Origin of the sequence: Occultella gossypii, assembly GCF_019947135.1 — a bacterium.
In the GTDB taxonomy this organism is placed as follows: domain Bacteria; phylum Actinomycetota; class Actinomycetes; order Actinomycetales; family Beutenbergiaceae; genus Occultella; species Occultella gossypii.
The window spans coordinates 171,644-193,989 of the sequence record NZ_JAGSHT010000007.1 but is presented as its reverse complement, the minus strand read 5'-3'; the positions used below and the strand labels follow the sequence as shown (position 1 = coordinate 193,989).

General features: G+C 71.5%; 24 protein-coding genes. All 24 read left to right on the top strand.

Annotated features, from left to right (window positions below; genetic code table 11):
• Positions 1 to 47 precede the first annotated feature (47 nt).
• Positions 48 to 344: a hypothetical protein gene (locus tag KCQ71_RS07565; protein ID WP_223404444.1), complete on the top strand. Its 297-nt coding sequence runs from the start codon at positions 48 to 50 to the stop codon at positions 342 to 344.
• Between the two features lie 57 nt (positions 345 to 401).
• A complete protein-coding gene (gene ftsY, locus KCQ71_RS07560; RefSeq protein WP_223404442.1) occupies positions 402 to 1,610 on the top strand; it encodes a signal recognition particle-docking protein FtsY in 1,209 nt (402 codons plus the stop codon).
• Positions 1,611 to 1,800: 190 nt separating this feature from the next.
• Positions 1,801 to 3,051, top strand: coding sequence for an ammonium transporter (locus tag KCQ71_RS07555; RefSeq protein ID WP_223404440.1), 1,251 nt, complete (start codon positions 1,801 to 1,803; stop codon positions 3,049 to 3,051).
• Positions 3,048 to 3,386 (top strand): P-II family nitrogen regulator, encoded by a 339-nt coding sequence (locus KCQ71_RS07550; protein WP_154793537.1) that lies wholly within the window; start codon positions 3,048 to 3,050, stop codon positions 3,384 to 3,386. The genes KCQ71_RS07555 and KCQ71_RS07550 overlap by 4 nt, the downstream gene beginning before the upstream one ends.
• 5 nt (positions 3,387 to 3,391) lie before the next feature.
• The gene (locus KCQ71_RS07545; protein WP_223404438.1) at positions 3,392 to 5,179 is read left to right on the top strand and encodes a [protein-PII] uridylyltransferase family protein; all 1,788 of its coding nucleotides are present in this window, start codon (positions 3,392 to 3,394) and stop codon (positions 5,177 to 5,179) included.
• Between the two features lie 109 nt (positions 5,180 to 5,288).
• Positions 5,289 to 6,893: a signal recognition particle protein gene (gene ffh / locus KCQ71_RS07540; protein WP_223404436.1), complete on the top strand. Its 1,605-nt coding sequence runs from the start codon at positions 5,289 to 5,291 to the stop codon at positions 6,891 to 6,893.
• A 12-nt stretch (positions 6,894 to 6,905) separates the two neighbouring features.
• A complete protein-coding gene (locus KCQ71_RS07535; protein WP_223404434.1) occupies positions 6,906 to 8,093 on the top strand; it encodes an amidohydrolase family protein in 1,188 nt (395 codons plus the stop codon).
• Positions 8,094 to 8,445: 352 nt separating this feature from the next.
• The gene (locus KCQ71_RS07530; RefSeq protein WP_223404631.1) at positions 8,446 to 8,850 is read left to right on the top strand and encodes a GntR family transcriptional regulator; all 405 of its coding nucleotides are present in this window, start codon (positions 8,446 to 8,448) and stop codon (positions 8,848 to 8,850) included.
• Complete coding sequence (locus KCQ71_RS07525; protein ID WP_223404432.1) at positions 8,847 to 9,725, top strand: ATP-binding cassette domain-containing protein; 879 nt, start codon at positions 8,847 to 8,849, stop codon at positions 9,723 to 9,725. The genes KCQ71_RS07530 and KCQ71_RS07525 overlap by 4 nt, the downstream gene beginning before the upstream one ends.
• Positions 9,722 to 10,396, top strand: coding sequence for a hypothetical protein (locus KCQ71_RS07520; RefSeq protein ID WP_223404430.1), 675 nt, complete (start codon positions 9,722 to 9,724; stop codon positions 10,394 to 10,396). Before KCQ71_RS07525 ends, KCQ71_RS07520 begins: the two co-directional genes overlap by 4 nt.
• Positions 10,393 to 11,322: an ABC transporter ATP-binding protein gene (locus tag KCQ71_RS07515; RefSeq protein WP_223404428.1), complete on the top strand. Its 930-nt coding sequence runs from the start codon at positions 10,393 to 10,395 to the stop codon at positions 11,320 to 11,322. The genes KCQ71_RS07520 and KCQ71_RS07515 overlap by 4 nt, the downstream gene beginning before the upstream one ends.
• On the top strand, positions 11,319 to 12,119 hold the full coding sequence (locus KCQ71_RS07510) for an ABC transporter permease (RefSeq protein WP_223404426.1): 801 nt from the start codon (positions 11,319 to 11,321) through the stop codon (positions 12,117 to 12,119). The genes KCQ71_RS07515 and KCQ71_RS07510 overlap by 4 nt, the downstream gene beginning before the upstream one ends.
• 246 nt (positions 12,120 to 12,365) lie before the next feature.
• Complete coding sequence (rpsP, locus tag KCQ71_RS07505) at positions 12,366 to 12,848, top strand: 30S ribosomal protein S16 (RefSeq protein ID WP_223404629.1); 483 nt, start codon at positions 12,366 to 12,368, stop codon at positions 12,846 to 12,848.
• Positions 12,848 to 13,087 (top strand): RNA-binding protein, encoded by a 240-nt coding sequence (locus tag KCQ71_RS07500; protein ID WP_223404424.1) that lies wholly within the window; start codon positions 12,848 to 12,850, stop codon positions 13,085 to 13,087. Before rpsP ends, KCQ71_RS07500 begins: the two co-directional genes overlap by 1 nt.
• A 134-nt stretch (positions 13,088 to 13,221) precedes the next feature.
• Positions 13,222 to 13,782, top strand: a complete 561-nt coding sequence (rimM, locus tag KCQ71_RS07495; RefSeq protein WP_223404422.1) for a ribosome maturation factor RimM — start codon at positions 13,222 to 13,224, stop codon at positions 13,780 to 13,782.
• Entirely contained in the window at positions 13,779 to 15,035 is a 1,257-nt protein-coding gene (gene trmD, locus KCQ71_RS27875; RefSeq protein WP_372453955.1) for a tRNA (guanosine(37)-N1)-methyltransferase TrmD, read from the top strand. The genes rimM and trmD overlap by 4 nt, the downstream gene beginning before the upstream one ends.
• Positions 15,036 to 15,211: 176 nt before the next feature.
• Positions 15,212 to 15,568 carry a 50S ribosomal protein L19 gene (rplS, locus tag KCQ71_RS07480; protein WP_223404420.1) on the top strand — a complete coding sequence of 119 codons (357 nt, stop codon included), beginning with the start codon at positions 15,212 to 15,214 and terminating at the stop codon, positions 15,566 to 15,568.
• Between the two features lie 49 nt (positions 15,569 to 15,617).
• Complete coding sequence (lepB, locus tag KCQ71_RS07475; protein ID WP_223404418.1) at positions 15,618 to 16,466, top strand: signal peptidase I; 849 nt, start codon at positions 15,618 to 15,620, stop codon at positions 16,464 to 16,466.
• Positions 16,463 to 17,167, top strand: a complete 705-nt coding sequence (gene rnhB / locus KCQ71_RS07470) for a ribonuclease HII (protein ID WP_223404416.1) — start codon at positions 16,463 to 16,465, stop codon at positions 17,165 to 17,167. The genes lepB and rnhB overlap by 4 nt, the downstream gene beginning before the upstream one ends.
• The gene (locus KCQ71_RS07465; RefSeq protein WP_154793551.1) at positions 17,164 to 17,469 is read left to right on the top strand and encodes a DUF2469 domain-containing protein; all 306 of its coding nucleotides are present in this window, start codon (positions 17,164 to 17,166) and stop codon (positions 17,467 to 17,469) included. The genes rnhB and KCQ71_RS07465 overlap by 4 nt, the downstream gene beginning before the upstream one ends.
• A gap of 124 nt (positions 17,470 to 17,593) precedes the next feature.
• Positions 17,594 to 17,959: a YraN family protein gene (locus KCQ71_RS07460; RefSeq protein WP_223404415.1), complete on the top strand. Its 366-nt coding sequence runs from the start codon at positions 17,594 to 17,596 to the stop codon at positions 17,957 to 17,959.
• Between the two features lies 1 nt (position 17,960).
• A complete protein-coding gene (locus tag KCQ71_RS07455) occupies positions 17,961 to 19,637 on the top strand; it encodes a YifB family Mg chelatase-like AAA ATPase (protein ID WP_223404413.1) in 1,677 nt (558 codons plus the stop codon).
• 104 nt (positions 19,638 to 19,741) lie between these two features.
• On the top strand, positions 19,742 to 19,963 hold the full coding sequence (locus KCQ71_RS07450; protein WP_223404411.1) for a hypothetical protein: 222 nt from the start codon (positions 19,742 to 19,744) through the stop codon (positions 19,961 to 19,963).
• A gap of 133 nt (positions 19,964 to 20,096) precedes the next feature.
• Positions 20,097 to 22,298, top strand: a complete 2,202-nt coding sequence (locus KCQ71_RS27220; protein ID WP_283248623.1) for an AAA family ATPase — start codon at positions 20,097 to 20,099, stop codon at positions 22,296 to 22,298.
• Positions 22,299 to 22,346 lie beyond the last annotated feature (48 nt).

Below are 22,346 nucleotides of genomic sequence, written 5' to 3'. Positions count from 1 at the left end.
CGAGTCCGGACCGACCCGGTCCCTGCGCGGGTGATACTCACGTGGTGATGGATGCAGTGGTCGTGGTCGCCATCGGCGTGTTGCTCGCCGTCGTCGTGGCGGCTGTCCTCGTGCGCCGGCACGTCCCGGCCGAGGGTGTGTTCTCGTGGCTCGGCGAGTCGCTGCGGTCCGTTCGCACCCGCACCGAACCCGCCGCCCAGGGGGAGTTCCTGGAGCGGGCCGCCGTCGATGCCCAGCGGTCACTGACGGTGGCCGACATCCTCGATCTCGCCGAGGACGGACCGGCCTACCACACCCCGGTGGACCTGCGTGAGGTCATGGACCGGGCCCGCCCCGGCCGCTGACGCCTGACCCCACGCCGGGAGTGGCTCCGAACCGGCGGTGTGGGCCACACTGAGGTCGTGCTCGAAGACATCTGGATCTACCTCGTCCTGGCCGTCGTCGTCATCGGTGGCGGCGCCGTCGCCCTGTTCCGGGGGCGCGGCGGCAAGCCGCGCGACCTGCCGCCGGGGTCGGGTGACAGCGGCGGTGCCCGTTCGGGGACCGCCACGCTCGAGGTGGACGCCGACGCTGCCGCCGGTCCGGTCGCCCCGCCCGAGGCGGACACGGACACGACGGCGCAACCCACCGCCGTCGAGCCGGCCGAACCCGAGGCGCCCGCGCTCGAGCACCCCGAGCCGGCCGCCGGCCGCCTGGTCCGCCTCCGGGAGCGGCTGGCCCGCTCCGGTGCGCTCGGCTCGACGCTGCTGCGGCTGCTCTCCCGCGGGGACATCTCCGAGGCGGACTGGGAGGAGATCGAGGAGACCCTGCTCCTCGCCGACATCGGCGCCGGTCCCACCGACGAGCTCATGCAGGCGCTGCGCACCCGGGTCAAGGTGCTCGGCACCACCGATCCGGAGCAGGTCCGCGACGTCCTCCGGGAGGAGCTGCTCACCCTCGTGGACCCGGGCATGGACCGCCGCCTGGCCGCCAGCCCCGTGATCGGCGACGACGGCGAACCGCACCCCGCCACCATCCTCATGGTCGGCGTCAACGGCACCGGGAAGACCACCACGGTCGGCAAGCTCGCCCGGCTGCTCGTGGCCGAGGACCGGGACGTGCTGCTCGGCGCGGCGGACACCTTTCGCGCCGCCGCCGCGGACCAGCTCGCCACCTGGGGTGAGCGCGTGGGCGTGCCCGTGGTCCGCTCGGACCGGGATGGCGCCGACCCCGCCGCGGTGGCCTTCGACGCCGTCAAGGCGGGTCGCGAGGCCGGCGTGGACGTGGTCCTGATCGACACGGCCGGCCGCCTGCAGAACAAGGCCGGACTGATGGACGAGCTCGGCAAGATCAAGCGGGTCGTCGCCCGCCAGGCACCCGTGGCCGAGGTGCTGCTCGTCCTGGACGCGACCACCGGGCAGAACGGGATGCGGCAGGCGCAGGTGTTCGCGGACGTCGTCGACGTCACCGGGATCGTCCTGACCAAGCTCGACGGGACCGCCAAGGGCGGCATCGTGGTGGCCGTCCAGCGCGAGCTCGGGGTGCCGGTGAAGTTCGTCGGACTGGGGGAGGGGCCGGACGACCTGGCGCCGTTCGACCCGAAGGGCTTCGTCGACGCGCTCGTCGCCTGACCCGCCGGCGCTCCTGCCGGAGCCTCGTCGGCGTCTCAGGATCCGGGATCAAGGTCTCGCGAAACCTGACGTTCACATCGATCGGGAATCTGTCACACGCCCGTAACACCAGGGGTGGGGCAGTGAAACGCCGCTCCAAGAGTCTTCTCCACAGACCGGCCGCCCGGCCGGCGTGTGGAAAGGCGAGCGAATGGAAGAGCTCAACTACGGAGCCACGGCCTGGATGCTGACGTCGGCGTCCCTCGTGCTCCTGATGACACCCGGCCTGGCGTTGTTCTACGGCGGCATGACGCGGAGCAAGTCCGTCCTGAACATGATGATGATGTCGTTCGGCGCCATGGGCGTCATCGGCGTGATCTACGTGCTCTGGGGCTGGTCGATGTCCTACGGAGCGGACGTCGGCGGAATCTTCGGGAACCCGTTCGACCAGTTCGGGCTGGTCGGCACGATCTACGACGAGAGCGGCGAGTTCATCATCGATGGCTTCGGCGTGCCGGCCATCGTCGGCGTCGCCTTCCAGGTGACGTTCGCGATCATCACGACCGCCCTGATCAGCGGCGCGATCGCGGACCGCACCAAGTTCTCCTCCTGGATGGTCTTCGTGGCCCTCTGGGTCACCCTCTCCTACTTCCCGATGGCGCACATGGTCTGGGGCGGCGGGCTGCTCTCCGGTGATGGACCGTTCGCCGGGATCGCGCCACCGATCGACTTCGCCGGTGGCACCGTGGTGCACATCAACGCCGGTGTGGCGGGCCTCGTGCTCGCGCTGATCATCGGCAGGCGCAAGGGCTTCGGCACGGACCCGATGCGTCCGCACAACCTGCCGCTGGTGATGCTCGGTGCGGCGCTGCTCTGGTTCGGCTGGTTCGGCTTCAACGCGGGCTCGGCGTTCACCGCCGACGGCACCGCGGGCCTGGCCTGGGTGAACACGACGTCGGCGACGGCGGCCGCCATGTTGGGCTGGCTGCTCACCGAGCGCATCAAGTACGGCAAGGGCACGTCGCTGGGCGCCGCGTCCGGGGTCGTCGCCGGTCTGGTCGCGATCACGCCGGCCGCCGGTGCGCTGAACCCGGTCACCTCGATCGCGCTCGGCGCCATCGCCGGGGTGCTGTGCGCGCTGGCCGTGGGACTCAAGCACAAGCTCGGCTACGACGACTCGCTCGACGTGGTCGGCGTGCACCTGGTCGGTGGGCTGGTCGGCACCGTCCTGATCGGGGTCTTCGCCACCGACGGGGGCCTCATCTTCGGCGGCGGCCTCAACCAGCTCGCCGTGCAGATCATCATCGCCCTGGTCGCGATCATCTTCTCCGGAGTCATCACCGCCGTCATCGGGCTCGCCATCAAGGCCACCATGGGCTGGCGGGTGCCGGAGGAGGATGAGGTCCGGGGCATCGACCTGGCCGAGCACGCCGAGACCGCCTACGAGGAGATCAACTCATGAAGCTCATCACCGCAGTGATCCAGCCGCACAAGCTGGACGACGTCAAGTCCGCCCTCGAGGCCGCGGGTGTCCGTGGCATGACGGTCAGCGAGGCCAGCGGCTACGGCCGCCAGAAGGGTCACACCGAGGTCTACCGCGGTGCCGAGTACACCGTGGACCTGGTGCCGAAGGTGCGCGTCGAGGTGCTCGTCGAGGACGGCGACGCCACCACCCTCGCCGGGGTCGTGGTCAACGCGGCCCAGTCCGGCAAGATCGGCGACGGCAAGGTCTGGGTCAGCCCCGTCGAGGACGTCATCCGGGTCCGCACCGGAGCCAGCGGGCCGGACGCCCTGTAGACGTGATGTCCGCGTCCCCAACCGGGCAGGAGGAGGCCCCGCAGCCCTTGTTGCGGGGCCTCCGCCGGGCTCGGCTCGAGCACCCCACCAGCCCCGCGGGCGCCCGCTACCGACAGGCGCTCGCCGACCTCGTCGACGGCGCGCTGGTCGACCTCTGGCACGACGCCGCGGAGCGCAGCGGCGTGGACGTGAGCACCGGCGTGGCGCTCAGCGCCGTCGGTTCCCACGGGCGCCGCGACGCCGGCCCCACCAGCGACCTCGACCTCATGCTCGTCCATGACGGACAGACCCACGCGCCCGAGCAGGTCGCGGCCCTGGCCGAGGCGCTCTGGTACCCGATCTGGGACTCCGGGCTGGATCTGGACCACTCGGTACGGAGCCTGGCCCAATGCCGACACGTCGCGTCCGCGGACCTGCCGGCCGCCGTCGGGCTCCTCGACGTGCGCTGCCTCGCCGGTGACGCAGGGGTGCTGCACCGGGCCCGCTCGTCCGTCCTCGCGGACTGGCGCTCGGCGGCCCGTCGCCGGCTGCCCGAGCTCCTGAACTCGACCCGTGCCCGCGCCGAACGACACGGCGAGCTCGCGTATCTGACCGAGCCGGATCTGAAGGAGGCCCGCGGGGGGATCCGGGACGCCATCGTGACCTGGGCGCTCGCCGCGACGTGGCTGACCGACCGGCCGCACGGGGACGTCGACGGCGCCTATGAGCACCTGCTCGACGTGCGCGACGCGCTCGCGTCGGTCACGGGCCGGCCCGCGTTTCGGCTGCTGCGGGTCCACCAGGACGACGTGGCGGCGCGGCTGGGCCACGCGGACGCCGACGAACTGCTCGCCGGGATCGCGCATTCCGCCCGGGTGGTCGCGTACTCCCTCGACACCACGGTGCGCCACGCGAAGCAGGCCCTGCGGCGGCCCCCGCTGCGGCTGCGCCCAGCGCTCGTCCGGGGGCGGCGGGTGCCGCCCCGGCTGCGGACCGTGGCCGACAACCTTGTGGAGCACGACGGCGAACTCGTCCTCGGCATCGACGCGAGACCCGAGGTGGACGCGGAACTGGCGCTGCGCGCCGCGGCGATGGCCGCCCGCACCAGGCTCCCGCTGTCGCCGGTGACGATCGCCTCGCTGCAGCGGACGGTGGACCTGCCGACGCCCTGGTCGGCGTCGGCGACCGAACACCTGCTCTCGCTGCTGCGCAGCGGCGAGGCCCAGATCCCGATCTGGGAGGTGCTCGACCTGGCCGGCTTGGTCACGCGGTGGTTCCCCGAGTGGGCCGCCGTCCGGAACCGGCCGCAGCGCAGCCCGGTGCACATCTACACCGTGGACCGGCACCTGGTGCAGACGGTCGCGAACGTGCACGGTGCCACCCGCCGCGGCGAGCTCGACGGCGGCGGCGACCCGGCCGACCGCGACACCGTCCTGTGGGCCGCCCTGTTCCACGACATCGGCAAGGTCGCGGGAGCGCAGGACCACAGCGAGGTGGGGGAGCGGACCGTCGGCCCGATCCTCGAACGGCTCGGCCTGCCCGAGCAGACCCGCCACGACGTCGGGCTCCTGGTGCGCCACCACCTGGTGCTGGCCGAGACCGCCACCAGAGCGGATCTGGAGGACCCCGCCGTCGCCGCACGCGTGGCCACCACCATGGAGGACCGCCCGGCCATGGTGCGGCTGCTGCGAGTGCTCACCGAGGCCGACGCCCGCGCCGCCGGCCCCAAGGCGTGGACGGCCTGGCGGGCGCAGCTCGTGGACACCCTGACCACGCGGGTGCTGGCGCAGCTGGCCGCGACGCCCCGGCCCTGACCGCACCGCAGCAGACCGCGGCCGGGCCGCGGCCGGGGCCGCGGGCCGAAGCCGGGCGCCGGGAAGATATCCTGGAAGGTAGTCCCGCCCACTCGCTTAAGGAATCCGCGTGTTCGCCAGCCTCTCCGATCGGCTCTCCGCCACCTTCAAGTCGCTACGTGGCAAGGGGCGGTTGTCCGAAGCGGACATCGAGACCACGGTCTCGCAGATCCGCCGAGCCCTGCTCGACGCCGACGTCGCCGTCCCGGCGGTCCGCGCGTTCACCTCCGCCGTGCGCGAGCGGGCCACCTCGGCCGAGGTGTCCCAGGCGCTGAACCCGGCGCAGCAGATCGTCAAGATCGTCAACGAGCAGCTCATCGAGATCCTCGGTGGCGAGAGCCGCGAGCTGGCCTTCGCCAAGCACCCGCCGACCGTGATCATGCTGGCCGGTCTGCAGGGTGCCGGTAAGACGACGCTCGCCGGGAAGCTCGGGAAGTGGCTGAAGGCGGAGGGCCACACCCCGTTGCTGGTGGCCTCGGACCTGCAGCGACCCAACGCCGTCACCCAGCTGGAGGTGGTCGGTGGCCAGGCCGGCGTGCCCGTCTGGGCGCCCGAGCCGGGCAACGGGGTCGGGAACCCGATCGAGGTCGCGCGCAGCGGTGTGGCGCATGCCCGGGAGAAGTACTACGACGTCGTGGTCGTGGACACCGCCGGCCGCCTCGGCGTCGACGCCGAGCTGATGCAGCAGGCCGCGGACATCCGCGATGCCGTGAACCCGGACGAGATCCTGTTCGTGGTCGACGCCATGATCGGTCAGGACGCGGTCACCACCGCCCAGGCGTTCGCGGACGGCGTCGGCTTCACCGGGGTGGTGCTCTCCAAGCTCGACGGCGACGCCCGAGGTGGTGCGGCGCTGTCCATCCGGACCGTCACCGGCAAGCCGGTGCTGTTCGCGTCGACCGGTGAGAAGCTCACCGACTTCGAGCGCTTCCACCCGGACCGGATGGCCTCGCGCATCCTCGACATGGGTGACGTCCTGACCCTCATCGAGCAGGCCGAGAAGGCCTTCGACGAGGGCCAGGCCGAGGAGATGGCGAACAAGATCGCCGGCGACGGCGACTTCACGCTGCAGGACTTCCTCGGCTACATGCAGCAGATGAAGCAGCTCGGCTCGATGAAGAAGATGCTCGGCATGCTGCCGGGCATGGGCCAGATGCGCGAGCAGCTGGAGAACTTCGACGAGCGTGAGGTCGTGCGGGTCGAGGCCATGGTCCAGTCCATGACCCCGGCCGAGCGGCAGAACCCGAAGATCATCAACGGCTCCCGCCGGTCCCGGATCGCCAAGGGGTCCGGCTCCACAGTGAGCGAGATCAACGGGCTCCTGGACCGGTTCGAGCAGGCGAAGACGATGATGCGCTCGATGGCCCGGGGCGGGATGAAGGGCGGTCTGCCTGGACAGGGGGGTATGGGCGGACTGTTTGGACAGGGTGGGATGCCCGGCGGCGGGAAGAAGTCCCGTGGCCGGATGGCCCCGCCGCCCAAGCGTGGCAAGAAGGGCAAGTCCGGGAACCCCGCCAAGCGCGCGCAGCAGGAGCGGGAGGCCGCCGAGCGTGCGTCCGCCCCGGCGAACGCGCCCGCAGGGTCCGCGTTCGGGATGGGCTCGGCGGACCCGACCACGGTGGATCCCTCGGCGCTCGAGCTGCCGAAGGGCTTCGAGAAGTTCCTCGGTCGCTGACGCCCGGCCGTCATGACCTCCTCCGGCGACGTGATCGCGCTCAGCGGCACGATCGTCGCCGATGGCGAGCGCGAGTACGGGCGCGCCTGGGTTCGTGACGGGCGGCTCACCCTCGGTGAGCCCGGTTCGAGCCCGACGGCGGAGGTCACCATCTCCGGGTGGGTGCTGCCGGGACTGGTGGACATGCACTGCCACCTCGGGCTGGGGCCGGATGGCGCCGTCGACGAGGCGTCCACCCTGGCCCAGGCCGCGGCCGACCTCGCCGCCGGGACCCTGCTCGTGCGTGACGCCGGCTCTCCGATCGACTCCCGCTGGCTGCAGCATGCCCCTGCCCGGACTCCGTCGCGAGCGAGCGGCTCCGCGGCGCAACCGCCGGCTTCCGCCGAGGGATCGCGCCCTCGTGTGGACGCGCCGGAGCTGATCCGGGCCGGCCACCACCTCGCCCGGCCGAAGCGTTACCTGCGCCACTACGCGACCGAGCTCGACGACGTCGCGGACCTGCCCGCCGCGATGGCCGAGCAGGCCCGCTTCGGCGATGGCTGGGTCAAGATCGTCGGGGACTGGATCGACCGGGCCCGCGGGGCCGACAGCGACCTCGAGCCGCTCTGGCCGGCGGACGTGGTGACCGCGGGCATCGCCGCCGCGCACGACGCCGGCGCGCGCGTCACGGTGCACACGTTCGCGACCGAGACCATCGACCCGCTGCTGGACGCGGGCGTGGACTGCCTCGAACACGGCACCGGGCTGACCCCTGTCCAGATCGAGCGTGCGGCCGCCGCGGGCGTCGCGGTGGTGCCGACCATGCTGCAGATCGACCGGTTCGAGGCGATCGCGGCCCAGGGCGAGGCGAAGTACCCGCGCTATGCGGCGCGGATGCGGGCCATGTACGCGCGGCGGTACGCCCAGGTCCGCGACCTCCACGACGCCGGGGTGCGACTGTTCCTCGGCACCGACGCCGGCGGCACCATCGGCCACGGCCGGATCGCCGACGAGGCCGCCGAACTGGTCCGGGCCGGCCTGCCGGTCGCCGCGGTGGTGGCCGCGGCAAGCTGGCTCGCCCGTGACTACCTCGGCCGCCCGGGCATCGCCGACGGTGCGCCGGCCGACGTGGTCGTCTACCCGGCCGACCCCCGCGAGGACATCGCCGTCCTCGCCCACCCGAGCGCCGTCATCCGCGCCGGGCACCTGCTCCGGCGCTGACCCCGGGCACCTGCTCCCGCGCTGACCCCGGGCACCTGCTCCCGCGCTGACCCGCCCGCTTTCCCCACACCGGCGCGCCCCAGCCCCTCGCACCCACCGCCCAGCCCCTCGCACCCACCGCCCCGCCCCTCGCGCCCACCGGCCCGCCCTCGCTCGGGCGCCGGCCGGCCGAAGGCTGCCGAGTCAGTCGCCAACGCCTCGAGGTAGTCCTGAGTTTCCGGCTGACTCGAGGTGTTGGCGACTGGGTCGACGAGGCTGCGCGCTGGTCGGGACTCATGCCGGATCACTTCTTGACACCTCTTCGGTTCTATGGTTCATTAGTCGAGTAATGAACCAGAGAACGGAGGTAGTCGTGTTCGACGGTCGTGAACCCATCTACATCCAGATCGCGGACCAGATCCGCGGCGACATCCTCGCGGGACATCTCGCGGAGGGAGAACAGGTGATGTCGACCACCCAGTACGCGACGACGTACCGCATCAACCCGGCCACCGCGGCCAAGGCCTTCGCCCAGCTCGTGGACGAGGGCGTGCTCTACAAGCAGCGAGGAGTCGGCATGTTCGTCGCCGAAGGTGCGCCCGCCCAGCTGCGGGCGGCCCGCCGCGAGACGTTCCTTGAGGAACTGCTCGAGCCGGTCCTGGCCGAAGCCCGGGTGCTGGGGATCACCACCTCGGAACTGACCCGCTGGATCGAGCGCTCCAGCGCCGAATCCGACCTGACCGCCACCAACACCACCACTGAAGGAGAGCAGCGATGAGCGGCTACGCCGTCTCCGTCCGCGACCTGACCGTCCGCTACGGTCGCACCATCGCCGTCGACAACGTCTCGTTCGATCTCGAACCGGACGGCATCTACGGCCTGCTCGGCCGCAACGGCTCGGGTAAGACGAGCACCCTCTCGGTGCTCGCGTCGATGCGCAGGCCGGCCGCGGGTTCCGTGCTCATCGACGGCGTCGAGCCGTTCGAGAACGAACGCATCATGGCCGGCGTCAGCCTGATCCGCGAGAGCGGCGACGTCCTGACGAACGAGAAGATCGCGGCGAGCCTGTCCTACTACGAACAGGCCCGCCCCACGTGGGACGCGGCGTTCGCGGACGAGCTCGTGGACGCGTTCGGGCTGAACCGGAAGAAGCCGATCAGCACGTTCTCCCGGGGTCAGCGCTCCGCGTTCGGCGCGGTGATCGGCCTCGCCGGTCGGGCACCGCTGACGATGTTCGACGAGGTGTACCTCGGCATGGACGCGCCGTCGCGGTACCGGTTCTACGACCTGCTGCTGGCCGACTACGCCGAGCACCCGCGCACGATCATCCTGTCCAGCCACCTGATCAGCGAGATCGAACGGCTGTTCTCGGGCGTGGTCATCATCGACGGGGGCCGGCTCCTGCTGAACGAGGAGGTGGAGGACTTCCGCACCCGCGGCGCCACCCTCACCGGCCCAGCCGCGCAGGTCGACGCCGTCACCACGGGCCTGCGGGTCGTCGCGAGCCGCTCGCTCGGCCCCACCAAGGAGGTCACCGTGTACGGCGACCTCGACGGCGCGGCCCTTGATGCCGCCCGTGCCGCGGGCGTCGCCATCGGCGGCGTCGGCGTGCAGGACCTGTTCGTCCACCTCACCGAGAAGGAGTCCCGATGACCTCCGCCGCACCGCTGTGGGCCCGCACCGCCGGGCGGATGACACGTGCCTCGCTGGTATCCCTGGCCTGGTTCTGGGCCGTCTGCGTGATCGCCGGAACCGCGGTGACACTCGTGCTCGACTGGCGGCTGGGAGAGCCGCCGTTCTCGATCATGTCGACCATCCGCTACGGCGGGATCTGGTACCCGTTCTCCGTCGCCCTGATCGTGGTGAGCGCCACGATCAACGTGCACGTGGCGGCAGGGCTGACCCGCCGGTCCTTCGTGATCGGGGCGGTGATCAGCAACGTCGTGATCGGAGTGGTCAACGGCGTCGCGATGACCGCCGTCCTGGTCATCGAACGCGGGATCTACCTCGACCAGGGCTGGTCCCACGCCGCCACGTCCGCCGCGCCGATCCCCGAGGCGTGGGGAGTCTCGCTGGTGTTCCACTGCGTCATGTTCCTGGCCGGCGGCCTCTCCGGTCTGCTCGTCGGGCTGACCTACTACCGGTGGGGCGTCTGGGCCACCGCGGCGCTACCACTGACCGTCCTGCCACCCATCATCGCGAGCGGCCTCGACCCTGCCGCCCTCACGGTCGCCGTGATCGCGGCGACCACGGCCGCCACCGCCGTGGCCAGCTACGCCCTCGCCCGCACCATTCCGATCCGCAAGCCACTGGAGATTTCATGAGCATCGTCGTGCAGGTCGAGAACCTGCAGAAGTCCTACGGAACCAAGACCGCCGTGGCGGACGTCAGCTTCGCCGTCGAACGGGGAGAGATCTTCGGGATCCTCGGCCGCAACGGCGCCGGCAAGACCACCACCGTGGAGACCCTGGCCGGCCTGCGCCGCGCCGACGCCGGGTCGCTGTCCGTGCTCGGCATCGACCCCAGGAAGGACCCCCAGGCCATTCGGGCCGTGCTCGGCGTGCAACTGCAGGAGGCTCGCCTGCCCGCGAAGATCACGGTCATCGAGGCCCTCGAACTGTTCGCGTCGTTCTACCCGGACCCTGCGGACCCCGAGGTGCTGATCGGCATGCTCGGCCTCACCGAGCACCGTGGCAAGCAGTTCGCGAAGCTGTCCGGGGGTCTCAAGCAGCGACTGTCCATCGCCCTGGCGCTCGTGGGCAATCCGCAGGTCGCCGTCCTGGACGAGCTGACCACGGGCCTGGACCCACAGGCCCGGCGCGACGTCTGGGACCTGGTGGAGCGGGTCCGGGACTCCGGCGTCACGATCATCCTCGTCACACACTTCATGGACGAGGCCGAGCGGCTCTGCGACCGGCTCGTCGTGATCGACGAGGGGCGGGTCGTGGCCGCCGGCTCCCCGAAGGAGCTGATCCGGGGCGGGAGCGACGAACGCACGTTCCGGATGCGGCTGCCCGAGAGCACGGCGGACCCGATCGACCTGATCGAGTCCCTCACCGACGTCCACACGGTCGCCATCGTCGATGACGAGGTGGAGGTGACCGGCACCACCCATGTGCTGCCCGCCGTCATCCTCGCGCTCGCCGAGGCCGGCGTCGTCCCGGACGAGATCCGCACCATGACCAGAACGCTCGAGGACGTCTTCGTGGACGTGACCGGGCACCCGGCAGAAGAGGAGTTGGCAGCATGAGCGCCACGACCGCAGTACGCACCACGCCCGCAGCGCACCGGATGCGCGGCCTCGGCGCCCTGATCGCCTCCGAGTTCCGCCTCTTCCTTCGCGAAGCCGGCAGCGTGGTGTTCGCACTGCTGTTCCCGGCCGTGCTCGTGGTCGGCGTCGGGTACGCGCTGCCCGGGATGCGGGACCCGATCGAGGGGATGGGGCAGCCCTGGGACGGCCACCTGGCCATCCACCTGTACATCCCGATCGCGCTGTCCTTGGCGGTCGCGACGGTCGCCCTGAGCACACTGCCGACGCAGATCGTCACGGCACGCGAGCTCGGCGTCCTCCGGCGCATCTCGACGACACCGATGCGCCCGCAGGGTGTGTTGATCGCCCAGGTCGTCGTCAACCTCGTCACGCTCGTGGCGGCCAGCCTGCTCGCGCTGACGGTCGGGTCGCTCGCGTTCGGGATCCCGGCACCACAGAACCCGGCCCTGGCCGCGGTCGCGTTCCTCCTCGGAGCCGCGGCGACCGCCGGAATCGGGCTGTTGATCGGAGCGCTCGTGCGGAAGGCCTCGGCGGCTGGCGGGATCGGGATGCTGATCTACTTCCCGATGCTGTTCTTCGCCGGCATGTGGACACCCGGGCCGCTGATGCCGGACGCGGTTGCTGCGATCGCTCGGTTCACGCCGCTCGGTGCGCTCAGTCAGGCGCTCAGCGAGGCCTGGTTCACCGGGGAGTTCCCGGCCCTGCAGATGGTGGTGATGGCCGCCTACATCGCGGTCCTGTACCCGCTGGCCGCGAAACTGTTCCGGTGGCAGTGACGCTGCGCCCGTGACCGAGTCGCCATACAACGCCCGGGGTGAGGCATCTCACCCCGGGTGTCGTCATGTCACAGGGTGGCCGGGTGGAACGCACCCGTGCGCGTCTGGCAGAATGACCCGCTGTACCCGCTGGTGTTCGGCCCTCTCACCGAGCAGCCGGCGTGTCCCGAGCCCGATCCGCAGCGCCGGCCCCACTGGCGCCCTCGAACGGGCTCACCCACACATGAACCAGGAGTGACCACCACAGTGGCCGTCAAGATCCGTTTGAAGCGTCACGGCAAGATCCGGACGCCGTTCTACCGTGTTGTCGTGGCCGATTCGCGCACCAAGCGCGACGGCCGCGTGATCGAGGAGATCGGGAAGTACCACCCCACCGAGGAACCCTCCCTGATCGAGATCAACCGCGAGCGCGCGCAGTACTGGCTCGGTGTCGGCGCCCAGCCGACCGAGCAGGTCCTCGCCCTGCTCAAGGTCACCGGTGACTGGCAGACCTTCAAGGGTCTCCCGGGCGCCGAGGGCACCCTGCGGGTCAAGGAGGGCGCCGCCGAGGCTGCCGCCGCGGTCAAGGCCGCCGAGGACGAGGCCGAGCTGCGCAAGGCCAAGGCGTCCGAGGCGAAGGCCGAGAAGGCTGCCGAGGAGGCGAAGGCTGCCGAGGAGGCGAAGGCCGCCGAGGCTGCCGAGGCCCCCGCGGCCGAGGAGAGCGCCGACGAGCCCGAGGCCCAGGCCTGATGTTGGCCGATGCCCTCGAGCACCTCGTGCGCGGCATCGTCGACCACCCCGACGACGTCGAGGTCACGGCGCGAACGCTGCGTCGCGGTGACCTGCTCGAGGTCCGGGTGAACCCCAGCGACCTCGGCCGGGTGATCGGCCGCTCCGGCCGTACCGCCCGCGCGCTGCGGACCGTCATCGGTTCGCTGTCCACCTCCGGTGCCGTCCGGGTGGACGTGGTGGACGTCGACCGCCGCTGAGGCGCGAGTGTCATCGAATCAGGCCCGCCCCGGCCTCGCCGGGAGCGGGCCTGATCCGTCTCCGCCGCCGGCGCATGGCCGTGCCACGGACCGGCCGTTCGCCCGGCACGGTGCCGATGCGCCATGATCGACCAGTGAACGCATCTGAGAGCCTGCTCCGGGTCGCGACGGTGGGAGGCGCGCAAGGTCTGCGCGGTGAGGTGCGACTGGCTGTGCACACGGATGATCCCGAGACGCGCCTGGCCCCGGGTACGAGCCTGCAGACCGAGCCCCCCGCCGCCGGGCCGCTGACCATCGCCGATCTGAGCCACCGGGGCAAGCACTGGTACGTCCGCTTCGAGGGCGTGACCGACCGGACCGCCGCCGAGGGGACGCGTGGCGTGGTGCTGCTCGCCGAACCTCTGAATGATGTCGAGGAGGACGCGTGGTACCCCCACGAGCTGGCCGGCCTGCGTGCCGAGACCCCCGACGGCGAGCACCTGGGTGAGGTCGAGGGGATCCGGCACCTGCCCGCTCAGGACGTGCTGATCCTGCGCGAGCACACGGGCGAGCGCACCCTGGTGCCGTTCGTCCGGGCGATCGTGCCGACGGTCGACGTGGCCGGCGGACGCGTCATCATCGACGCACCGCTCGGTCTGCTCGCCGGCTCCGACGTGCCCGACGACGAGGACCCCGAGCAGGGGGAGGACCGGTGAGCGGACGGATCGACGTCCTGACGATCTTCCCCGGCTACCTGGCGCCCCTGGAACTCTCCTTGGTGGGGAAGGCGCGTCGCGACGGCCTCCTCGACATCGGCGTCCACGACCTACGGGACTGGACCAGCGACCGGCACCGCACGGTGGATGACACCCCGTTCGGCGGTGGCGCCGGCATGGTGATGCGGCCGGACGTGTGGGGCGAGGCACTCGACGGCGTCCTGGTCGCCGACAGTCCGTCCCGCACGGTGCTCGTGCCGACGCCCGCGGGGGACCGGATGACCCAGGCCGTGGCCGAGGAGCTGGCGCTGCTGGTGTCCGCCGGTGGGCAGCTGGTGTTCGCCTGCGGCCGGTACGAGGGCATCGACGCCCGCGTGACCGAGCACTACTCCGGACGCGACGATGTGGCCGTCCGGGAGATCTCCCTCGGCGACTACGTGCTCAACGGCGGCGAGGTGGCCGCGCTCGTGGTGATCGAGGCGGTTGCGCGGCTGTTGCCCGGAGTGATCGGTAACCCGGAGTCGCTCGTCGAGGAGTCGCACGGCGCCGCGGGACTGCTCGAGTACCCCGTGTACACCAAGCCGCCGTCGTGGCGCGGCCTCGACGTGCCCGACGTGCTGCTCTCCGGGGATCACGGACGGATCCGGTCGTGGCGCCGCGCCCGCGCCGTGGAGCGCACGGCCCGGCGCCGCCCGGACCTCATCACGGGTCAGGGCTCGCCCGAGATCCGTCTCGCGCGCCCCGTGGACGCCGAGGCGATCGCCGACGTCGCCGCCCGGACGTTCCCGCTCGCCTGCCCGCCACAGCTGCCCGCCGAGGACGTCCGGGCCTTCATCGAGGAGCACCTCACCGCCGTCGACTTCCGCCGCTACCTGCGCGACCGGGATCGGGACGTGCACGTGGCCGAGGTCGCCGGCACCGTCGTCGGCTACACGATGACCGTGCACGGCGAGCCGGCGGACCCGGACGTCGCGGCCGTCGTCGCCGGCCGCCCGGCGGCGGAGCTGTCCAAGTGCTACGTGCTGCCGGAACATCACGGGGCCGGGGTGGCGCGGGCGCTCGTCGCGGCGACGGCGGCCCGGGCGCTCGAGCGGGGCGTGCACACACTCTGGCTCGGCGTGAACCAGCAGAACGAACGCGCACAGCGCTTCTACCGGGCCTGCGAGTTCACCCGCGCCGGCACCAAGAGATTCACCGTCGGGACGTTCCGGGCCGACGACTACGTGATGACGCGCACACTCGTGGCCGTGTGATTTCCGCCTGCCCACGCCGTATGGCAAACTAGGTCAGTCGCGCGGGCCGCGACGTGCTCTGCCACAGGGGAGCGCGACTTCAGCCGCCCACCAACGCGACCACCACTGACATCAGGTGGCTCCGGCCGCCCTGACCATCGCGCGTGACCTGTGCGCACGAGCGGGAAGGCATCACCATGCAGATTCTGGACAGCATCGACGCAGGCTCCCTGCGTTCGGACATCCCCTCGTTCCGCGCCGGCGACACCCTCAAGGTGCACGTGAAGGTCATCGAGGGCAGCCGCTCCCGTATCCAGGTGTTCCAGGGCGTCGTGATCGCCCGCTCCGGCGGCGGGGTTCGCGAGAGCTTCAAGGTCCGCAAGGTCAGCTTCGGCGTCGGCGTCGAGCGCACCTTCCCGCTGCACTCCCCGACGATCGACCACATCGAGGTCGTCACCCGCGGTGACGTTCGCCGCGCGAAGCTGTACTACCTGCGCAAGCGCCACGGCAAGGCCGCCAAGATCAAGGAGCGTCGCGACACCCCCGCGAGCTGAACGTAGTGACCAGCGGGCCCGGCCCGCTTGAGGATGACGGGACGGCGCGGTGACGCAACGGCATGACGGTCCAACGGACCTGCCCGAGGAGTCACCCGCCGACCCGGAATCCGACGCCGTCGAGACCGACGACGCGACGCCGTCGGCCATCATCGACGATGAGGCGACCGACGCCGAAGGCGACGAAGCGAACGACGGCGACGATGACGGCGCGGACGGCGAGCAGAAGTCCCGTCGTGGTGCGCTCCGGTCGTTCCTGCACGAGTGCGTCATCGTGCTGGTCGCCGCGCTGGCGCTGTCACTGATCATCAAGACCTTCCTGGCGCAGGCCTTCTACATCCCGAGCATCTCCATGGAGGACACCCTCCTGGTGGGCGACCGGCTGGTCGTCAGCAAGCTCACCCCGGGTCCGTTCGAGCTCGAACGCGGAGACATCGTCGTCTTCCTCGATCCGGGCGGCTGGCTGGACAACCCCGAGTCGGAACCCCTGAACCCGGTGGAGCAGGTGCTCACGTGGATCGGGATCCTGCCCGAGCATGCCGACGAACACCTCATCAAGCGGATCATCGGAGTGGCCGGCGATCACGTCGTCTGCTGCAACGAGGCCGGGCAGATCACGGTCAACGGCGCCGCCATCGACGAGCCGTACGTGATCGACGGCGCCGCGCCGAGCAACGACCCGTTCGACGTCGTGGTGCCCGAGGGGCACCTGTGGGTGATGGGGGACAACCGGCCCCGATCGGCGGATTCGCGATACAACGCCGCGTCGGTTGGCGGAGGGTTCGTTCCGATACGTAACGTGGTGGGTACCGCCTTCGTCATCATCTGGCCATTGGATTCGATCACGTGGTTGAGCAACCCCGAGCAAACGTTCGCCGACGTCCCCGACCCGTCGTGAGCCGCCCGCCCACCCGGCTCCTGGAGCGTGAGCTCCTCGCCGGTGGGCGACGCTATGTGGCCGGGATGGACGAGGTCGGGCGCGGCGCACTGGCCGGTCCGGTGAGCGTGGGGGTCGTGGTCATCGACGCCGACACCGGTCGAAGCCCCGCCGGTCTGAGGGACTCCAAGCTGCTGCGTCCCGAGGCTCGGGAGCGGCTCTGCGCGCCGATCCGCCGTTGGAGCGTCGCGAGCGCCGTCGGCCACGCAGGCGCGGCGGAGATCGACCGGATCGGCATCATCGCGGCGCTCCGGCTCGCCGGTACCCGGGCGCTCACCACGCTGGCCCGCGACGGCATCGAGGCGGACGTGGTGATCCTCGACGGCAACCACGACTGGCTCAGCGCGCCGGCCGACCTGTTCACCCCGGCCGCGGCGACGCCACCGGTGACGACCCGGATCAAGGCGGACCTGACCTGCTCCGTGGTCGCGGCCGCGAGCGTGCTGGCCAAGTGCGAGCGGGACGCCATGATGCGCGAACTGCACGAGGGCTTCCCCGCGTACGGCTGGCACGGCAACAAGGGGTACTCGGCACCGGAGCACCTGGCCGCCCTCACCGAGCATGGCCCGTGCGAGCTGCACCGCAGGAGCTGGTCGCTGCCCGGCGTGGACACCGGCACGGGGACACCTGCGGTCGCCGGAGGGGGCATGATGGACCAGTGAGTGCAGAGGACCTCGAGAACTACGAGACGGACATGGAGCTCGCGCTCTACCGCGAGTACCGGGACGTCGTCGGACTCTTCTCCTACGTGGTGGAGACCGAGCGCCGCTTCTATCTGGCGAACCAGGTGGACCTGCAGGTCCGCTCGGCCGGCGGAGAGGTGTTCTTCGAACTGACCCTCGCGGACGCCTGGGTCTGGGACGTGTACCGGTCCGCGCGGTTCGTGAAGTCCGTGCGGGTCGTGACGTTCAAGGACGTCAACGTCGAGGAGCTGGCCAAGCCGGACCTGGAACTGCCCCGCTAGCCGGGCGTGCGCCGGACCCGGCGCGCCTGCCCTCTCCACAGTCGGGCCGTGATGCACCTGTCTCCACAGCTGCGCGCCCAGCCTGATCCGGCCTGTGCCGACGCGGGCAGCATCGCCTGCGGAGGTGGTCGCGATGCTCGCGAAGGACGGGGTGGGCAGGTCCGGGGAACTGCGTGCCCGCAGATGGCTCGAGCGCCAGGGCTACGAGGTGCTCGACACGAACTGGCGCTGCCCGGCCGGCGAGATCGACATCGTCGCCCGGGACGGTGACGACGTGGTGATCGTCGAGGTGAAGACGCGGACGTCGCTGAGCTTCGGGCATCCGGCCGAAGCCGTGGACCGGGCCAAGCTGGCGCGGCTGCGCCGCCTGGCCGGGCTGTGGCTGGCCGAGCACCCGACCCGGACCGCGGGGGTGCGGATCGATGTGATCGCCATCTGGCACCCCACCGGAGAGCGGCCTCGCCTCGAACACCTGCGCGGGGTGAGCTGAGATGGGACTCGGCCAGACCTGGTCGGTGGCACTGATCGGCCTGCTCGGTCACCCCGTGCAGGTCGAGACCCACCTGCAGTCCGGGCTGCCGCACTTCGGCCTCGTCGGTCTGCCGGACGCGTCCCTCGGCGAGTCAAAGGAACGCGTCCGGGCCGCCGTGAGTTCGAGCGGACTGGCCTGGCCGGCCTCCCGGGTCACGGTCAACCTCTCTCCAGCGGACCTGCCGAAGTCCGGATCCGGGTTCGACCTGGCGATCGCCGTCGCGAGCCTGCTCGCCGCAGGGAAGATCGACGGCGAGGTGGCTCGGCAGCGGGTCCACCTGGGCGAGCTCGGCCTCGACGGGCGGATCCACCCCGTGCGGGGGATCCTCCCTGCCGTCGCGGCGGCGGTCGCAGCCGGTCACCCGCACGTGGTGGTTCCCGAGGCCAACGCCGACGAGGCCCGTCTCGTGCCGGGCGCCGTGGTGCACGGCGCCGCGCACCTCGGTCACCTCGCCCAGCTCTACGGGGCCGACATCCCCGCGGCGCGGCTACGCGCCATCGCCGTCGTCCCGGCACCGCGCCGGGCACCCGCGCCGCCGAACGCGCTGGTCGTGAAGGACCTGGTCGACGTGCTCGGGCAGAGCGAGGCCCGTCGTGGCCTCGAGGTCGCGGCCGCGGGCGGGCATCACCTCTACATGGTGGGACCACCCGGTACCGGCAAGACGATGCTCGCCGCCCGGCTGCCCGGGCTGCTGCCGGATCTGACCGACGCCGAGGCGTTGGAGGTCACGTCGGTGCACTCGGTGGCGGGCACCTTCGATGCCGCCGGTGGCCTGTTGGTCCGGCCTCCGTTCGAGGATCCGCACCACACCGCCACACCGGCGTCCGTGGTGGGCGGCGGCTCCGGGCTGCCCCGTCCGGGGGCCGCCTCCCGGGCCCACCGCGGGGTGCTCTTCCTGGACGAGGCTCCGGAGTTCAGCGTCCGGGTACTGGAGACCCTGCGCCAGCCACTCGAGGAGGGGCAGTTGGTCATCCACCGGGCCCGTGGCGTCGCCCGGTTCCCGGCCCGGTTCCAGCTCGTGCTCGCGGCGAACCCGTGCCCGTGCGGCCGGTCCGTGGGCAAGGGCCTGGACTGTACCTGTACGGCGATGGCCAGGCGCCGCTACGAGGCGCGGCTGAGCGGTCCGCTGCGCGACCGCATCGACATCCGGCTCGAGGTGCCCCTGGTGACGCGCGCCGAGTTGAATGCGGCCGCTGCCCCGGAGTCGACGGCGGTGGTGGCCGCCCGGGTCCGGGGCGCGCGGGAGCGGCAGCGCGAGCGGCTCGCGGGCACAGGGTGGGCCACGAACGCGGAGGTGTCCGGCTCCTGGCTGCGGGAGCGGACCCGCCGCGTCGGTCCCGCGGTCGCGGGCCGGCTGGACGCCGAGCTCGATCGCGGGCGGCTCAGCCTGCGAGGGCTGGACCGGGTCCTGCGGGTCGCGTGGACACGTAATCAGCGTAAGTGGGAGCGTGCCAGCGAGGCCCTGCTGGCGCGTCGCGAGCTTCAAGCGTCGGCGAGTCGTGCCCCGGCGTGTCGCGCTCTGACCTGCGGGAACGCTACTACTCATCCTGTCTATAGGCCGCTCTGGCGAGTCGCACAAAGTCGTGCGCACGAGGTCCGCCTCACCCCTAGCCAATTGGGGCACGATGTCTCCTGACCAGCCACTAGAGCGCTGGTACGGCGGGTGGCCACACCAGAAGGGTGCTCGGTCCTCCAGCACGGGATGAGCCGTCAGAACTCCTGCGTACCTGGAGCTCTCCCATGTCCTCATCCGACCCCGTCTTGGTCGCGCGCAACCGGCTCGCCGGACTGTTCGCGAACCCGTCCCGCACACCCGATCCCGAGGCTGTCGCCGCTGCGAGGCGCAACCTCACCGCCGCCCATGTCAGGCGCGCGATCTGCAAGGCGCTCACGGCTGACCCGCCGCTGACGAGTAAGCAGCGCGCCGAGCTGGCCGAGCTCCTGTACGGCGGTGCCGAGTGAACGCCGCGGAGCGTGCGGCCGTCGACCGTGCCGTGGCCGAGCTCGTCGCCTCGGCACCGCCGCTCACGTCCGAGCAGCGCGACCGCCTCGCAGGTGTCCTCCGCCCGTCTACGTCGACGGGAGGCGTGCAGCGATGAAGCCCAAGGATGGCAGTGGCCGCCCCGGCTCTCACCGGGACGGCACACCTGGTAGACCTGCTGGGACTGCCGAGACCAGTTTCCCGCAGGATGGGGCAGAGGAGGCGGTCTACCAGCTGGGTTACGCCGACGTGGCGGACCTCTACACGGCGTTGGACTGGGCACCGGTCCCACTGCTCGACGCAGGCAAGGGCAGGACGCCGATTGGGGCGACTGGCTACGTGCCCGCTATCCCCGGCGAGCAGGTCGAGGCGTGGTCGCGGCGCTACCCGCGGAACGGCGTGTGCGTCCGACTGCAGGGTGTGGTTGGGCTGGACGTTGACGCGTACGGGGACAAGGCCGGAGCGGAGACTCTCGCGGCGCTGGAGGCGGAGTACGGGGAGCTCCCCGCGACCGTGCGGGTGACCTCGCGGGCCGACGCTCCGGACTACGACGGGACCTCCGGCATCCGGCTCTACCGGTTGCCCGCCGCGCTGGCGGCGCTGGAGCGCAAGCGGGTGTGGCTGAGTGGTCCCGGCGAGGGTATCGAGACGGTGCGCTGGGGTCACCGCCAGGCCAACGTCTGGCCGACGCGACACCCGAGGACGGGCCGCATCTACGGCTACCTGGACGAGCGGACCGGGGCAGTCGTGCACGGGCCGTTGTCCGACCCGAAGGAGCTGCCGGAGCTCCCCGAGGCTTGGGGGCGAGCGCTGCTGAAGCCGGGCGCGTCGGCTGGCGAGCCGGATGCTGTGTCGGCTGTGCGGACGCAGGTGCCGCCGGAGTGGCTCTCGGACGGGGAGCCGTGCCCGCCCGTCGAGCGGGCGCTGGATGAGTCTCTGGCGATGCTCGACGGCGACGGCAGGCACGACAAGGTCCTGCCGGCAACGCAGCGGCTGCTACGGCTGGGCGAGCAGGGTCACCGGGGCGCGGCAGCGGCACTGGACGAGTTGCACGCTCGGTTCGTCGAAGCCATCCAGGACCGGGCGAGCGAGACCGAGGCCGAGGCCGAGTGGGAGCGCCAGTACGAGGGCGCCGCGGGCCGTATCGAGGCCGACGGGCGGACCCCGGAGGCGGACCGCGGCTGCTGCGCGGAGCGTGGGGCGCCGGGGGAGGACTTCGACGTGGTCGCCAGCGTGGGCGCGACGCCCGAGGACACGTTCGCGCGGAAGGTCGCGGCCGAGGCCGACCTCATCCGGATCAGGGAGGCTGCCCGCGAGCTGGTGCACCGCGAGAGGGCTGGACCGCTGCCGCCGTTCGACAGTGGCACTCTCGCCGAGCTCCTCGCCCGTCCACCTGCGCCGCCGTACCGAGTCGAGAGCCTCATCCCGGCTGACGGCTCAGTGCTGCTCACCGCGCAGCGGAAGACGGGCAAGACGACGTTCGCGCTCAACCTGGCGCGGTCGCTCATCACCGGCGACGACTTCCTGGACCGCTTCGAGACGCGCGCCATCGACGGGAACGTGGCCGTGCTCAACTTCGAGGTCTCCGGGCACTCGTTCGCCCGCTGGGCGGCTGAGGTCGGCATCCCCGACGAGCGGATGTTCATCGTCAACCTGCGCGGGCGGCGGAACCCGTTCACCGCGCCGGAGGACCGGGCGGAGCTCGCGCGGGTACTCCGCGACCACGACGTGGAGTCGTTGATCGTGGACCCGTTCGGCCGCGCCTACTCCGGAGTCCAGCAGAACGACGCGGGCGAGGTCGGCGGCTGGCTCACTGCGCTGGACGAGTTCACACGCGCCGAGGTCGGTGCAACAGACCTCGTGCTGGCCGCGCATGCGGGCTGGGACGGCGAGCGGACACGCGGATCGTCGGCGCTGGAGGACTGGGCCGACGCGATCATCACGCTGACCCGAAGCGCTGACCCCGACGACCCGCTCAAGTACATGCGGGCGGTCGGACGCGATGTGGACGTGGATGAGGACGCGCTCGCCTTCAACCCGCTCACCCGCGAGCTGAGTCTCACGGGTAACGGCAGCCGGAGGTCGGCCAAGGACCAGCGCGTGCGAGAGCAGATACTCGCGGTCCTCGCCGAGCACCCGGACGGCTTGTCGGGCGCCGGGCTGGAAGGCGAGGGCGTGCCCAAGACCAAGGACGCGCGGGCTGTCCGTGACTCCCTCGTCAAGGCAGGCGCGGTCAGGCAGGAACCCCGCTCGGGCAAGGGCGGCGGGTTCACCTACCGGCTGTCGAGCGCCGCCGACGAGTTCGGGGCGAGCTGATGGATACCGCAACTCCCCTCAACTCGCCTCAACTCCCCTCAGGGGGAC

Excerpts from the sequence above, each read along its gene's own strand:
- KCQ71_RS07565 (WP_223404444.1), top strand. The coding sequence starts at position 48 with ATGGATGCAGTGGTCGTGGTCGCCATCGGCGTGTTGCTCGCCGTCGTC.
- KCQ71_RS07520 (WP_223404430.1), top strand. The coding sequence starts at position 9,722 with ATGACCTCCGCCGCACCGCTGTGGGCCCGCACCGCCGGGCGGATGACA.
- KCQ71_RS07515 (WP_223404428.1), top strand. The coding sequence starts at position 10,393 with ATGAGCATCGTCGTGCAGGTCGAGAACCTGCAGAAGTCCTACGGAACC.
- rplS (WP_223404420.1), top strand. The coding sequence starts at position 15,212 with ATGCAGATTCTGGACAGCATCGACGCAGGCTCCCTGCGTTCGGACATC.
- KCQ71_RS07510 (WP_223404426.1), top strand. The coding sequence starts at position 11,319 with ATGAGCGCCACGACCGCAGTACGCACCACGCCCGCAGCGCACCGGATG.
- KCQ71_RS07545 (WP_223404438.1), top strand. The coding sequence starts at position 3,392 with ATGTCCGCGTCCCCAACCGGGCAGGAGGAGGCCCCGCAGCCCTTGTTG.
- KCQ71_RS07525 (WP_223404432.1), top strand. The coding sequence starts at position 8,847 with ATGAGCGGCTACGCCGTCTCCGTCCGCGACCTGACCGTCCGCTACGGT.
- KCQ71_RS07455 (WP_223404413.1), top strand. The coding sequence starts at position 17,961 with ATGGGACTCGGCCAGACCTGGTCGGTGGCACTGATCGGCCTGCTCGGT.
- KCQ71_RS07450 (WP_223404411.1), top strand. The coding sequence starts at position 19,742 with ATGTCCTCATCCGACCCCGTCTTGGTCGCGCGCAACCGGCTCGCCGGA.
- KCQ71_RS07550 (WP_154793537.1), top strand. The coding sequence starts at position 3,048 with ATGAAGCTCATCACCGCAGTGATCCAGCCGCACAAGCTGGACGACGTC.
- KCQ71_RS07555 (WP_223404440.1), top strand. The coding sequence starts at position 1,801 with ATGGAAGAGCTCAACTACGGAGCCACGGCCTGGATGCTGACGTCGGCG.
- KCQ71_RS27220 (WP_283248623.1), top strand. The coding sequence starts at position 20,097 with ATGAAGCCCAAGGATGGCAGTGGCCGCCCCGGCTCTCACCGGGACGGC.
- KCQ71_RS07500 (WP_223404424.1), top strand. The coding sequence starts at position 12,848 with ATGTTGGCCGATGCCCTCGAGCACCTCGTGCGCGGCATCGTCGACCAC.
- KCQ71_RS07535 (WP_223404434.1), top strand. The coding sequence starts at position 6,906 with ATGACCTCCTCCGGCGACGTGATCGCGCTCAGCGGCACGATCGTCGCC.